This is a genomic window from Quadrisphaera sp. RL12-1S, assembly GCF_014270065.1.
Lineage (GTDB): Bacteria > Actinomycetota > Actinomycetes > Actinomycetales > Quadrisphaeraceae > Quadrisphaera.
Genome location: NZ_JACNME010000002.1, coordinates 1 through 13,283, shown reverse-complemented (window position 1 = coordinate 13,283; position 13,283 = coordinate 1). Strand labels below are relative to the sequence as shown.

Below are 13,283 nucleotides of genomic sequence, written 5' to 3'. Positions count from 1 at the left end.
CCCACCCGCTCCACCGTCTCCACCCGCTCCACCCCGCGGCCGGTCCCGGCCGCGGCAGCACCCACACCCGAGGAGGACCTCATGACCGGCATGAGCAAGCCCGAGCGCCGTCTCGTCATCCTGGTCCGCGCCGACCCGGTCATCTGCGGCCACTCCGGGGAGGCCCGCAACCTCGCCGAGGCCGCGCTGCTGCGCGGGTTCGACGACGTGCGGATCCTCACCTGGCCGCTCGAGGCGCTGCAGGCGGCGGGGCTGCCGCTCAAGCCCCTCGACGCGCTGCTGCCCTACTCGCCCGGCATCACCGTGGAGCGGCCGGACCCGATCGGCGACAACCGCGTGCCGGACGGCCGGTACATCGCCGGGATGACCGGGCGCCTGGTGGAGCTGCTCGCCGAGGGCGTGCCGACCGTGGTGCTGTCGATGTACCTGACGCCGCACACCGACGTCGTCGTCCAGGCGGTGGCCGGGGCGCGCGTGGCGGGCTTCGCCCCCGAGGTGCGCACGCTGGCCAAGGCCGTGGGCTCCGACATCACCAACGTGGTCTCCAACGCCCTGCGCACCGGGGCGTGGGGGGCCGCGGCGATGGTGCTGTCCACCTACCTGCAGAACGACGACCTGCTCGCGGTGTCGGAGTTCACCAAGGAGGAGGTGGTGCGCTGGGCCGAGCAGGTCGACGCCCGCACCGGCACCCGCTTCGCCGAGGAGCTCACCGCGCGGGTCCGCATCAGCTACCCGCCGATCGACACCTCCGCCTTCCTCGACCTCGACCCGTCCGCGGTGGACGCCGCGCTGGCCGCCCGGGGCCTCGAGCGCGACGGCTACGTGCTGTTCCTCTCGCGGATCACCCGCGCCAAGGGCGTGGACGACCTCATCAACGCCTACCGCGCATCGCGCACGCAGGCCACCAAGAAGCTCGTCATCGCCGGCGCCGGCAACGCCGTCGACACGGTGCGGGCGCAGATCGCCGAGGTCCCCGGGGACGACGAGCGCATCCTCCTGCTCACCGACGTCTCCGACGCGGAGAAGCCGCTGCTCATGCGGGGGTGCGCCGCCTACGCGCTGCCCACCAAGCCGGTGCCGGAGTTCGTGGAGACCTTCGGCATCGCCCTGACGGAGAAGATGCTGGCCGGCGGCGGGCCCGTCATCACCACGCTGGTCGGGGGCACGGGCGAGGCCGTCGGCGACACCGCGCTCATCATCGAGGCGGGTGACGTGCCGGGGATCACCGCGATGCTCGACCGGGCCGTGCTCGACATGGGCGAGGTGGAGCGCCTGGAGATGGAGCAGCGCGCCCGTGAGCACGCGCTGCGCTTCGACAGGCTCCGCGTCTTCGACGAGATGCTCCCCGCCGAGGAGCAGGTGGTGGAGCAGCAGCACCAGGTCGTCGAGCTCCCCCGCGAGGGCGCTCCCCTCTGACCCGGCACCCGCGCCGGATCTGGCGCTCACGCGCATGATCGTCGCGGAGGGGGACCCCTCCCCCCTCCGCGACGATCACACGCCTGCGCGCCACCATGCCCCGTCGTGAGCGGTCAGAGGCGGCCGGCGGTCATGTCGAGGAGGCGTGAGAGCACGCGGTCGCCGTCGGAGCGCAGGCCGTTGTGGAGCAGCTCGTCGGTCACCCACGTGCGAGCGCCGAGCAGCGACGCGGTGGCGCGGGAGTGGTCGACGAGCACGTACGGGTCGTCCACGTAGATCGCCGCCGCCACCGGGACGCCGTCGGACCCGCGGGCGACGCCGTCCAGCACCGAGGGGTCGTACAGGCGGGGCCACTCCCTCTCCGCCAGCAGGCGCGCCGCCCCGGCCACCGGCGCCAGCGCCCCGACGCCACCGCGCTCGGGGTCGAGCAGCCAGTCACCGACGTGCTCCCCGGACAGCAGCGCCGGGTCACCGCCCTCAGCGGGGTCGCGGAAGTCGTCGGGCCGGGTGCGCTCCGCCGACCACGCCGTGGTGGCCCCGTCGGCGTAGCAGGCCTCGTGGACGAGCAGGTAGAGCGGGTTGCGGGCCAGGCCGAGGGGGTCGGCGGCGTCCGCGCGGAACGCCGGGGAACCCGCGGGCCGCTCGAGCAGGGCGTGCAGGGCGTCGGCGCCGTCGCTCATGCCCAGGGAGTGGCCGGAGGCGCGCAGCGTGCGGGAGGTGACGCGGTCCCCCGTCGTCGTCCTCAGGTCGCGGTCGACAAGGTGCGCGTGCAGCTGGCGCAGCCGCTCGAGGTCGTGCGGGTAGCGCTCGTGGTACCGGGCCGAGAGCGCGCGCATCTGCGCCCACGTGGCGGCGTAGACCTCGTCGGGGTGCAGGCCCACGGGCGGGAGCCCGCCGGTGACGTGCACCGATCTCAGCGACTGCGGCGCCAGGGAGAGGTAGGTGAGGGCGCAGAACCCGCCGAAGCTCTGCCCGAGCAGGCTCCAGCGGTCGACGCCCAGGGCCTCGCGGAGGACCTCGGCGTCGCGGACGATGCTGTCGGCGCGAAAGTGCGCGAGGTGGTCGGCCTGCTGCTGCGGGGTCGTGCCGGGCAGGTCGCCGACGGGCGTGGAGCGGCCGGTGCCGCGCTGGTCGAGCAGCACCAGGCGGAAGTCGCGCAGCGCCCGCGCCATCCAGCCGGACGTCAGCGGAGCACCGGCGGGGCGGGTGGCCTCCTGGCCGGGACCGCCCTGGAGGAACAGCAGCGCCGGCCCGTCGGGGCCGCTGCCGACCGCGGACACCTCCCGGGCGAACAGCGTGAGCGACGCGGCGGCGGGACCGTCGGGCGCTGAGTGGTCGAGCGGGACGTCGAGCTCGTGCTCGAGCACCCGCAGCCCGGGCAGGTGCAGCTCGACGGTGCGCAGGTCCGGTGCAGCCATCCGCCCACCCTGCCCCATGTGGCGCGCACGTCCTCGCTCGTCACGGAGGACGGGCGGCGCGCGCAGCGCCTCGGACACCGTCGACGCCGTCGTGCGGACCCTGGTGGAGCGGACGGCTGCCGCCGGCCGCGTGACGGTACCGGCCGAGCGCGCTGAGCAGCTCCCGCGCACCAGCCACCACCGAGCCCGCGAGGACCGGGACAGCGGCGGCGTGCACCTCGCAGCCGACCTCCTGCGCACCACGGCGCTGACCGACGACGAGAAGGCCCTGCTCGAGGACGCGACCACTGATCGAGTCGCTCCGGTGACGGAGCGGCCCTAGCGTCCTCCGGGCACGTCCTCGGCACCCCTAGGCGGTCACCGTGCTCGGCAGCACCACCGGCAGCAGCGGCACCACCAGCGGAGACGGGCGGGCGGCAGCGGCTCCGGGCTCACCGGCCGGACGGGTCCTCTTCCGCCTGGGTCGAGCCCGCCGCGACGTGCTGGCCGCACTCCTGCAGCGGCGCGGGTGGAGCTGCGCCGTCCTGCCGTACCCGGGGTACGGCGCCGACGGGCGGGTCAGGCTGCTGGCGCGCGTGGTGCTGGCCCCACCGGGACGGGAGCCGAGCGCGGTCAGGGGCGTCGCCGCCTGGCGGCGCCTGGTGACCCTGCAGCGGTCAGGGGTCACCGTGGACGTCGCACCGCCCGGCGCTGGCGCGGCCCACAGGGTGCGCAGCGGCCCGGGCGGGTTCGTCGACGCCACCGTGCCGTGGGAGCTCGAGCCGGGGCCGAACGCCGTGACCCTCCAGGTGGGCGACCGCCTGCCGGTGGAGGCGGTGGTGCACGTCGCCGACCCGAGAGCCTCGACGGGCATCGTCTGCGACATCGACGACACCGCCCTCCTGACGGGTCTGCGGCACCCGCTGCGGGCGGCGTGGACGACCCTGAGCCAGGCCTTCGCCCGGCGGCTCCCGGTCGACGGCATGGCGGACCTGCTCACCGCTGCCCGCGCCGGCCAGGCCGGTGACGACAGCCCGGTGGTCTACCTGAGCAACGGCCCCTGGAACTTCACCGGACCGCTGTCCCGCTTCCTGTCGCGCTGCGGCTTCCCCGCCGGCCCGCTGCTGCTGACCCAGTGGAGCCCCAGCGCCGAGGGGGTCTTCCGCGACGGCCGCGCCCACAAGAGGCGCAGCCTGGAGCGGCTGCGGTCGGACTTCCCCGGGGTGCGGTGGCTCCTCGTCGGTGACGACGGCGAGCACGACCCGGCGGTCTACGGTGACTTCGCCCGCGCGCACCCGCAGCACGTCCTGGCCATCGCCCTGCGCCAGGTCGGCGGGGGTGGCGGCGGGGACGCGGCGGGGACGGCGGACGGGCCAGCGCCGGACGAGGACGACGGGCTCGTGGTCCCGGTGCTGCGCGGGCCGGACGGGCACGTGCTGCTCCACCACCTGCGGGAGGCGGGGCTCCTGGGCACCCGCTGACCCTCCGGCGTCGCCGGCGCCGGCTGGCTCAGCGGTTCTTGCCGCCCGGGCCGGCGACGGACCCACCGCCGCGGGGGCCTGGCGGCGGGGCGGCTGGCACCGGCGGCGCGGCGGGCGACGGGGCCAGCGTCCGGCCACCCGGCATCGCCCCGGTGAGCCTGCCGGCTGACTCGGCGGCCTGCTTGGCCGCCTTGGCCGCCTTGTCCGCCTTGTCCGCCGCGTCGACAGCGGCCTTCGCCTGGTCCGCCCTGTCCTTGGCGGCCTGCTCGGCCGCCTTGCGGGCAGCCTCCTGGGTCGCCTTCTGAACTGCCTCGTCGGCCTTCCTCGCCGGAGCGGTGGGGGCGGCGGGGCCCCTCGACCTTCCCTCGCCCGCGGAGCGAGACGCGCTCGGCGCCGGGACCGGCCGGGAGGGCCCGCGCGGCGCCGCGACCGAGGGCGGGGTGACTGCTGCTGGTGACGAGGGGCCGCTGGCGGGACGCGAGGGACCGGCAGGCAGCAGGGGGTCGGAGGCGACCGGGGCCGCATCGAGCGGGGGTGTCGGGGACGGCAGGTCCACGGGGGCCGTCGAGGTCGTTGCGGACCCGTCCGCCGTGGGCAGCGCGCTCGGGTCGCCCGATGGAGCACCCGGTGCCGCAGGCGGTCCGGACGGCGTGGTGGTGCCCGTGGCCCCAGCAGACCCCTCCGCACCAGGACGGGCCTCCCCGCCAGGAGGGGCGGCGTCTCTCACGGCGGCGGGAGGGGCCGGGGCCTCCTGGACCACGAGCACGGCCGCACCCGGCGGCGCGGCGATGACGTCGGCGGTGGCCACCCCTCCGGTCACCCCCACCCCGGCGGCCAGGACCGCCGTCGCCGCGTGTCCACCGGCGACCTGCAGCGCAGCTCCCACCGAGGGGGCGGCCTGGGCGGGGGCGGCGACGACCACCGGCAGAGCGGCCAGGAGCGTCGCCGGACCGGCGACGCGGCGCAGCTTGGCGATGCCGACGCCGAGCAGCGCCCGCACCACCACCGGGTCGAACTGGGCCCCGGCGCACCGGGTGATCTCCGCGCGGGCCTGCTCGGCCGACATCGGCTTCTTGTACGACCTCGCGGAGGTGATGACGTCGTAGGTGTCGGCGACCGCGATGATCCGCGCGGCGAGGTGGATGTCCTCACCCGCCAGCGCGCGGGGGTACCCCGTGCCGTCGAAGCGCTCGTGGTGCTGCTCGACCCCGTCCAGCCAGTCCCCCAGCCAGCCGCGCAGCGGCTCGACGAGCTCGCCGCCGTGGTGGGGGTGGGTCTGCAGCTGGGCCCACTCGGCCTCGCTGGGGCGGCCGGCCTTGTTGATGACCTCCACGGGGACGTGGACCTTCCCGACGTCGTGCAGCAGCGCGGCCCAGCTGAGCCTGTCGACGTCGGCTGCGGACAGGCCCATCTCCTGGCCGATGAGGGCGGCGTAGGCCTGCACCCGTTCGGCGTGGGCGCGGGTCCTGCCGTCGTGGGCGGCCAGCGTCGCGACCAGGGCCAGCACCCGCTGGCCGGAGCCCTCGCCCCCGCGCTCGGACCCCTCCAGGGCCTCGGGCGACCATCGGCGTCGCGCCAGCGCGAAGCGGTGGGGCACGTCGTCGGGCAGCACCAGGCTCAGGCGGAGCAGCGCCGACAGCGGGGCCAGGCGGCGCAGCAGCCGCGAGCAGGCGAACAGGACCACCGAGGTGACCACCACCACGCTGACGAGCCACAGCCACACGGGCAGCCCCACCTGTGCCGGAGGCAGGACCACCGCGGCGACGGCCCCGACCACCAGGGCCAGGACCAGGGGTCCGACGACGACGGCGGTGCGCACCGCCAGCGCCAGCCCCGGCCGGGCGCGCCGCGGCACCACGTCGGGGTCGGTGTAGTTCTGCGTCGGTCCCGGGCTGACGGCCGGGCTGATGACCGGGCTGACGACCGGGCTGACGACCTGGCTGGGCTCCGGCCGGGCCCGCCACGACCGGACGAGCAGCGCGCCGACCACCACGACGAGCACCAGGGGCCCGAGGACGACGGCGGCGCACGCCACCAGCACCAGCACCCGCCGAGCACGCCGAGTCTGCAGGCTCGGGTGGACGTGCCGCGCGGTCAGTCCAGTCACCACGCCGCGGCTTCGGCACCGCGCGGGGTCCTGCTTGAGGCGGTCGCGGCGTCGTGCTCCGTCCAGACCGCGACACCGCTCTGACGGCCGTCACGCGGTGGGGAGACGCTGTCGACGGAGTCCGGTGGGACGGCTGCCCACGCGCGCCGGTGCGGTGCTGCTGACCGGCACCGTCGTGCAGGTGGGCCCCTCCCGGCCGTCAGCCGGCGGTGCGCGCGGCCTGGGTGACCTCGCAGGAGGCGATGTCGGCCCCGGAGTCCGCGTAGCCGAACGCCTCGGCCTGCGCGCTCTGGCCGGGCTCCACCGAGCCCTGCACGGCGTAGAGCTCACCGACCTTCTGGCCGCTGGCGTCGAGGGCGTCCATGTTCACCACGTACGAGGCAGTGGTGTCGGTGCTGTTGGTGATGGTCACCCGGCCAGTGGCCGCACCTCCGAAGACCGCCCGGCAGCTGTCCACGGTGACGTCGGCGGCGCCGTCCTCGGCGCCCGGCAGGTCCGTGAGGCTGCTCGGGAGGTCGCTGGGCAGGTCGGTCGGAAGGTCGGTCGGAAGGTCGCTCGGGAGGTCGCTCGGCAGGTCGGTCGGGAGGTCCGACGGGAGGCCGCTGGGCAGCTCGGTGGCGGTCGACAGGGCCGACGCGACGTCGGAGGCCGACTCGGCGGTCCGCTGCAGGAGGAGGGTCGCGGCGATGATCACCACCACCCAGAGCACGGTGAAGACGAGCCCGACGACGACGCCGGCGATCGCCAGCCCCCGCCCGGCCTTGCGGCCGCCGCGGGTGTCGCTGATGCCGATCGCGGAGACGATGACGCCGACCGGGCTCAGCAGGAACGCGAGCACCAGCCCGACCACCGCGACCACGGACGTCGGCCGCGCGGGTGCGCCCGGCGGCGGGTAGCCCTGCTGGTACGGCTGCTGCTGGTAGCCCTGCTGGTAGCCCTGCTGGTACGGCTGCTGGTACGGCTGCTGGTCACCGGTGTGGGGGGCCTGCTGGCGCGGTGCGTACTCCTCGTAGCCCGGCGGTGGCACGTAGGCGGGCGGCTGCTCCGGCTGCGGGCGCTGGTCGGGCTGCTCGGGGTAGCGGGACGTCGGGTCCGACACGGTGGCCTCCGGGCGACAGGGAGGACCAGACCGTACCGGCCGGGGGTGCCGACCCGGGAGGGCCGACGGGCAGGATCGGACGGTGCCCGCCGCTCCCCCGCTCCACCCGGTCCACCCGCTCGTCCCGCCGTTCGTCGACGCCGCGTGGCTCGACGCCCACCTCCCCGGCGGTCGCGCCGCCCTCGCCGACGTCCGCTGGTACCCCGACGGCCGGGCGCCGGCGGAGGCGTTCGCCGCCGGCCACCTGCCGGGCGCCGTGCGGGTGGACGTGGACCGCGTGCTCGCCGGGCCGCCCTCGGACGCCGAGGGACGCCACCCCCTGCCCGCGCCGGACGCGTTCCTGCGCGCCCTCGCCGAGCTCGGGCTCCCCACCGGCGAGGACGACGGGGACGACGGGGACGACGGGGACGACGGGGACGACGACGGTGTGGTGGTCGCCTACGACGACGCCGGCGGCGTCATCGCCGCGCGCCTGGTGTGGATGCTCCGCGCCCTGGGCCGTCCCGCGGCGCTGCTGGACGGCGGCCTGCTGGCCTGGCGCGAGGCCGGCCGGCCGCTGGAGACCGGCGACGGCCCTCCCCGCACGCCGCTGCCCGTGGCCGGGCCGGTGCCCACGGCCTGGCCACCGCAGCTGCTCGCCGACGTCGACGACGCCGCCCGCGCCGCCGCCGACCCGGGCGCCGTGCTGCTCGACGGCCGCCCCGCGGAGCGCTTCGCGGGCGGACCCGACGCGCTCGACCCCCGCGCGGGGCACGTGCCGGGGGCGGTGGGCCTGCCCGTGCGCGACGACGTCGACGCCCGCGGTCGCCTGCTGCCCGACGACGTGCTGCGCGAGCGGCTGGCGGCGGCCGGCGTCGTCGTCGACGGCTCCCGCCCGCAGGACGTGGTCTCCTCCTGCGGGTCAGGCGTGACCGCCTGCCACCGGCTGCTGGTGCTGGAGCACCTCGGTCTGGCGGGGGCGCGGCTGTGGCCGGGCTCCTGGTCCCAGTGGTCGCGCGACCCAGAGCGCCCGGCGGCGATCGGGCGATGACCCGCGCGGGGGCTCAAGCCCCCGAGGACGGCCCACCGATGGAGAGCCGTGACGTGGAGCCGAGCCGTGGACCAGCTCCGCGCCGTGGTCGAGTGGCGCACGGCGCTCATGGCGGTGCTGATGCTGCTGGACGCCGCCGCGCTGGTGGCTGTGACCACCCTGCCCGCGTCGGCCGCCCCCGCCTTCGGCGCCCGCCGCGGTGAGCTGCTGGTGCTGGCCGCGGTGTGGGCCGCCCTGGGGCTCGCCTTCGCGGCGCGCCGCGACGCCCGCCCGCGCGAGGCCACGGCCGCCGTCGTGCTCGCGATCGCGCTGGTGGGCGTGTGCGGCACGCTGGTGCCCGACGTCCACTGGCGCTGGCTGTCCGTCTCGACCCTGCCGCTCGTGGCGGCGGTGGCCACGGTGCACCACCGGGGCTGGAAGCTCGTCGGCCTCGTGACCGGGGCCTCGGCCACGGCGGTCGGGCTGCTGGCCCAGCTGGACCTCGCGACGCCGTACCTGCTGCTCGTCGCCGCGGTGGTGCTGGTCCTCACCGCCACCCCGGCGGTGGTGGTGTCCGCGCTGGCGGGAGCCCTGGAACGGGCTCGTGCGACCTCGGAGGCCGCCGCCCGCACCGACCCCCTCACCGGGCTGCTCAACCGGCACGGAGCCGCGCAGGCCATCCCGCCCCTGGTGCGGTCCACCGCGCGGCCCGGCTGCGCCCTGGCGGTGCTGCTGCTGGACGTCGACCACTTCAAGGCCGTCAACGACACCTGGGGGCACAGCACCGGCGACCGCGTGCTGCAGGCGGTCGCGGGCTGCGTGCGCGACGGGCTGCGCTCCCACGACCTCGTCGCCCGGTGGGGCGGGGAGGAGCTCCTCGTGGTCACGGCCGTCGACGACGACTCCGACCTCGTCGTCGTCGGCGAGCGGCTCCGCGCCGCGGTGGCCAGGCTGCGGGTCGAGGGGCTGCCGCCGGTCACGGTGAGCATCGGCACGGACCGGTGCTGGGTGCCCGCGGGCGGGATCGGTCCCGGTGCCCGGGCCTCCGACGAGGAGCTGCGCGAGCTCGTCAGCGCGCTGGTCGACCAGGCCGACGGCGCCCTATACGAGGCGAAGGCCGCCGGGCGCGACCGGGTGGTGCACGCCGCGCTGGACGAGCGACCCTCCCCGTCCACCGAGGAGTCCACCGAGGAGTACACCGAGGAGTCACCCGCGGCGGGTGTCTCAGCGCCCGTCTGAGGTGCGACAGTGGGTCCGTGACGTCGCTCGGATCCGAAGCCCTCCCCGCGCGGTTGTTCAAGGCCATCCCCCAGCTGCGCGAGGCCCTGCTGGCCGCCGCTGAGGAGGGGCGGGTCGTGCCTCCGTCGGAGGCCTCCGAGGCCACCGACGGTGCGGTGACCTCCCGCGGCCTCGGCAAGGCGCTCGAGGTGATCAGCGCCGACTGCGCGCGTCGCGGCGAGCCCGACCTGGGGGCGCTGGTGGTGCGCGAGTCCACCCTCGTGGACGGCACCGACACCGGGGGTGGCGCGCGCCGCCGGGTGTGGATGCACTTCGGCGGCCAGGCCGCCGTCGAGTCCGGCGCCCAGGACGAGGTCGACGTGGTCGAGCGCCTCACCCGTCACGCGGGGGCCTCCCGAACCCCCCGCGCTCCCAGCGCACCCAGCGCTCCCCGGGAGCCGAAGGCGCCGCGCGCCGCTGCCGCACCGCGTGCGAGCACCACCCGCGCCGCCGCGCCGAAGAAGGCGGCTCCCCTCCCGGCGGCCCCGCCGAGCATCTGCCCCGACTGCTTCACGGTGAGGTCGGCCAGCGGCACCTGCCTGTGCTGAGCGCGTGCTGAGATGGCCCGGTGACCACCACGGGCCCCTCCGCCGACCGGGTCGTCAGGCTGACCTGGGGCGCCGGTGACGGCGCGGACCGCCGCGTGCACTGGCCCGACCCGCGCCTGACGGGCAGGTCCCTGTGCGACCGGCGCCTGTCGACGTTCGAGCACGAGGACGCCACCCCCGAGCGGTGGGAGCGGTGGTGCCGCAAGAACGGCTGCCGCCAGCAGCTCGAGCTGTGGCTGTCCCAGCACGCACCGTCGCTGGCCCAGGAGTACCGCGCCCGCGTCGCCGCCGACCGCGCCGCGGCCCGTGGCGACGACGACGACGGCCTCACCCTCGGCTTCTGACGCCGGACCGATGACTCCCGGCCGCCGCGGCGGTCCCACCAGCACGACAGCCTTCCCGGACGGACGGAGCACGAGCGTGGGCAGGATCAGGGTGCACGAGTTCATGTCGCTGGACGGGGTGGTGGAGACGCCGTCCTGGACGGCCGCCTACCCGTGGACCGAGCCGATGATGGCCGCGGTCGGCAGCATCACCGCCGGGTGCAGCGACATCCTCCTGGGGCGCACGACCTACGAGATGTTCGCGCCCGCGTGGTCGACGCGGACCGCCGAGGAGGACCCGGGCGCCCCGTTCTTCAACGGCTCCCCCAAGCACGTGGTGACCTCGCGCCCGGACGGCCTGGGCTGGGGCCCGTCGACGGCGGTGGAGTACTCCGCGGACGCCGTCCAGCGCATCAAGGACGAGGCGGCCGGCGACCTCTACGTCAGCGGCAGCGTGCAGCTGGTGCGTGCGCTGCTGGCGGACCGGCTGGTCGACGAGCTGCACCTGCTCACCTACCCGCTGGCCCTCGGCGAGGGTCTGCGCCTCTTCGCCGACGGTGCCCGCGTGGAGCTGTCGCTGCAGCGGGCGACGCCGTTCGAGAACGGCGTGGCGCACCTCGTCTACGGCCCCGCCTGAGATCGGTGGTGCTGAGGCCCACGGGCCTCAGCATCACGTTCCGTGAGACTGTGATCACGGTCTTGACCTGCGGGGACGAGGACCACCGGACTGTCGGTGGTGACCCCTAACGTCATCGCCATGACCACCAGCGCACCCCCGGACTGGGCGGTCGGCGATGACGCCGACCAGCCCGGCACCGGGGACGCGCACACCTTCGACCTGGACGCCGACCCCGACGCCGACCTGGACGCCGACCCCGAGGGCGACGGCGGGGGTCCGGTCCGCTTCAGCCGCCCCTGGTGGACCCAGCAGCTGCTGAGCGATCCCTTGACCGGCTCCATCGCCGAGCGGCGCCGCATCCGCCCCGCCATCGCCGCCGCACTGGCCGATGAGCCCGGCCCGGCCCAGATGGCGGCCCTGGACGCGCTGCTGGCCGCCGTCACCGCCGGGGAAGGGTGCCTCGACGACGACGCCAGCGACGGCGAGACCGGCGGCGGGACCGGTGGTGGGCGTGGTGAGCAGGCGCCGGTGACGGGGCTGGGACTGTCCAGCCGGGAGTGGACCGAGGTGGTCGCCGCCTCCGCCCGCTGCACCTCCTACCTGCACGCCCTGCACCTGAACCTCATCAACGGCCTGGACGCAGCCAAGCTCGCCGAGAACCCCACCCGCGCTGCAGCCAAGGACACCCGCCGCCCAGCCTCTGATGAACTGGCCCCGGTGCTGCGCATCGCCGGACGCACCGCCACCGCACTGGTGGGCCTGGCCCGCCAGCTCACCCAGCTCCCAGCAGCCGAGGAAGCACTGACCCGGGGAGTGATGACCCCCACCCAGCTGGACGTGCTCGCCGAGGTCTGCCGCCGCCTACCTGAGGGCCCAGCCGGGCAGGCAGCCCGGGCGCAGGTGGAGGCCGCGGCGGTGGCCGCAGCGGCCACCTTGAGCCGGGCCCGGTTAGCAGGGGTGCTGGAGGAAGCAGCGTTGGCTGCTGACCCCGGGTACGCGGCCCGGGCGATGGCCGCCGGGATCCAAGAGCGCGATGTGGTGCTGCGCCGTTCTGCGGTGCCGGGGTGCCGGCAGGTGGTGGCCACGCTGGAAGCTTCTGATGCGGCGCGGGTGTGGCAGGTGCTGCAGCAGGTGGCCGCCAACGCCAAGGACGGAGACACCTACACCCACGCCGAGCCCAGCGCTGATGCTGGTGCTGCCGGCGACCAGGGCCAGCAGGCCCAGCAGGACCAGGAGAAGGAGCAGCGGTCGCTGGGGCAGCTGCGCGCGGACGTGCTGGTGAGCTTGGTCGTCGGTGACTTCAGCCTGACCCCGCAGGTCCTGGCCGAGGTCGTGGGTGAGCCCGCCCCGCCCAGCGCAAGGACCGGCGGGCCCACCGGTGCGGATGACCTGTTCACCTCCCACCCCATCGACAACAACAACGACGCCGCTGACGACGAGGACGGCGACGAGGTCGAGGACGACGAGGACGGCGACGACGGCGACGAGGACTCCGATGGTCTCGGCGGTGGAGTCCAGCCGCCGGCGCCGGTGAGCGGTCTGGTCCCGGACACCCGCAAGCCGGTGGCCATCCCCACCCCTGAGCAGCGGGCCCGGCTCTCGGAGGTGCACATCGTGGTCCTGGCCGATGACCTCGCCGACCTCGACGACCCCGACGGCCCCGAAAGCCCCGAGGATCCCGGGGGCCCAGAGGACCCAGACGGCCCCGACGGGCCGAGCAGCGGTCCAGATGACGGCCCAGGGGACGGCCCAGGCGGTGAAGACCCGCCGCCGGGCCCGAGCAGCCCGAGCCCGCCGCTGGCCGACACCACCGAGACCTCTGACACCGCCGGGACCTCTGACACCTCTGGGACCCCACCGAGCAGCGCTCCACCCTGCCCACCACGAGAACGACCCCGCCCCACAACTGCACAGCCCCCTCCCCACCCCACCGACCAGGCCGCCGGTCAGGCTGCCGAGACGTCCCGTGGTCGCCCACCGGTGCCCACCCCGCGACACCACGAGGC

11 protein-coding genes and 1 pseudogene are annotated in these 13,283 nt (G+C 75.9%); 9 read left to right on the top strand and 3 right to left on the bottom strand.

All coding sequences use genetic code 11. The features are described from left to right. Positions 1-81: 81 nt before the first annotated feature. Entirely contained in the window at positions 82-1,416 is a 1,335-nt protein-coding gene (locus H7K62_RS03590) for a glycosyltransferase (RefSeq protein ID WP_222437051.1), read from the top strand. Positions 1,417-1,529: 113 nt separating this feature from the next. On the opposite strand, the gene H7K62_RS03585 is transcribed toward H7K62_RS03590, so the two are convergent. After that, positions 1,530-2,834 (bottom strand): alpha/beta fold hydrolase, encoded by a 1,305-nt coding sequence (locus tag H7K62_RS03585; RefSeq protein WP_186716586.1) that lies wholly within the window; start codon positions 2,832-2,834, stop codon positions 1,530-1,532. Between the two features lie 91 nt (positions 2,835-2,925). On the opposite strand from H7K62_RS03585, the gene H7K62_RS03580 reads away from it, so the two are divergent. After that, the gene (locus tag H7K62_RS03580; RefSeq protein ID WP_186716585.1) at positions 2,926-3,156 is read left to right on the top strand and encodes a hypothetical protein; all 231 of its coding nucleotides are present in this window, start codon (positions 2,926-2,928) and stop codon (positions 3,154-3,156) included. A gap of 40 nt (positions 3,157-3,196) precedes the next feature. Next, a complete protein-coding gene (locus H7K62_RS23490; RefSeq protein WP_186716584.1) occupies positions 3,197-4,294 on the top strand; it encodes an App1 family protein in 1,098 nt (365 codons plus the stop codon). Positions 4,295-4,322: 28 nt separating this feature from the next. On the opposite strand, the gene H7K62_RS03570 is transcribed toward H7K62_RS23490, so the two are convergent. Further along, entirely contained in the window at positions 4,323-6,401 is a 2,079-nt protein-coding gene (locus tag H7K62_RS03570) for an HD-GYP domain-containing protein (RefSeq protein ID WP_186716583.1), read from the bottom strand. A gap of 199 nt (positions 6,402-6,600) precedes the next feature. Further along, positions 6,601-7,500 carry an FxLYD domain-containing protein gene (locus tag H7K62_RS23485; protein WP_186716582.1) on the bottom strand — a complete coding sequence of 300 codons (900 nt, stop codon included), beginning with the start codon at positions 7,498-7,500 and terminating at the stop codon, positions 6,601-6,603. Positions 7,501-7,582: 82 nt separating this feature from the next. Here H7K62_RS23485 and H7K62_RS23480 point away from each other — a divergent pair, with 82 nt between their 5' ends. The 6 genes and pseudogenes from H7K62_RS23480 to H7K62_RS03535 form a co-directional block, all read left to right on the top strand. Further along, positions 7,583-8,530 carry a sulfurtransferase gene (locus H7K62_RS23480; protein WP_186716581.1) on the top strand — a complete coding sequence of 316 codons (948 nt, stop codon included), beginning with the start codon at positions 7,583-7,585 and terminating at the stop codon, positions 8,528-8,530. A 66-nt stretch (positions 8,531-8,596) separates the two neighbouring features. Beyond that, the gene (locus H7K62_RS03555) at positions 8,597-9,748 is read left to right on the top strand and encodes a GGDEF domain-containing protein (protein WP_186716580.1); all 1,152 of its coding nucleotides are present in this window, start codon (positions 8,597-8,599) and stop codon (positions 9,746-9,748) included. 17 nt (positions 9,749-9,765) lie between these two features. Beyond that, positions 9,766-10,335: a hypothetical protein gene (locus H7K62_RS03550; protein ID WP_186716579.1), complete on the top strand. Its 570-nt coding sequence runs from the start codon at positions 9,766-9,768 to the stop codon at positions 10,333-10,335. Between the two features lie 20 nt (positions 10,336-10,355). Continuing rightward, positions 10,356-10,679 (top strand): hypothetical protein, encoded by a 324-nt coding sequence (locus H7K62_RS03545; protein WP_186716578.1) that lies wholly within the window; start codon positions 10,356-10,358, stop codon positions 10,677-10,679. Positions 10,680-10,755: 76 nt separating this feature from the next. Then, positions 10,756-11,295 carry a dihydrofolate reductase family protein gene (locus H7K62_RS03540; protein WP_186716577.1) on the top strand — a complete coding sequence of 180 codons (540 nt, stop codon included), beginning with the start codon at positions 10,756-10,758 and terminating at the stop codon, positions 11,293-11,295. A 120-nt stretch (positions 11,296-11,415) separates the two neighbouring features. After that, a pseudogene (locus tag H7K62_RS03535) lies at positions 11,416-13,283 on the top strand (hypothetical protein); the annotation flags it as partial.

Coding starts and splice junctions, on each gene's coding strand:
- H7K62_RS03590 (WP_222437051.1), top strand. CDS start 82: ATGACCGGCATGAGCAAGCCCGAGCGCCGTCTCGTCATCCTGGTCCGC.
- H7K62_RS03585 (WP_186716586.1), bottom strand. CDS start 2,834: ATGGCTGCACCGGACCTGCGCACCGTCGAGCTGCACCTGCCCGGGCTG.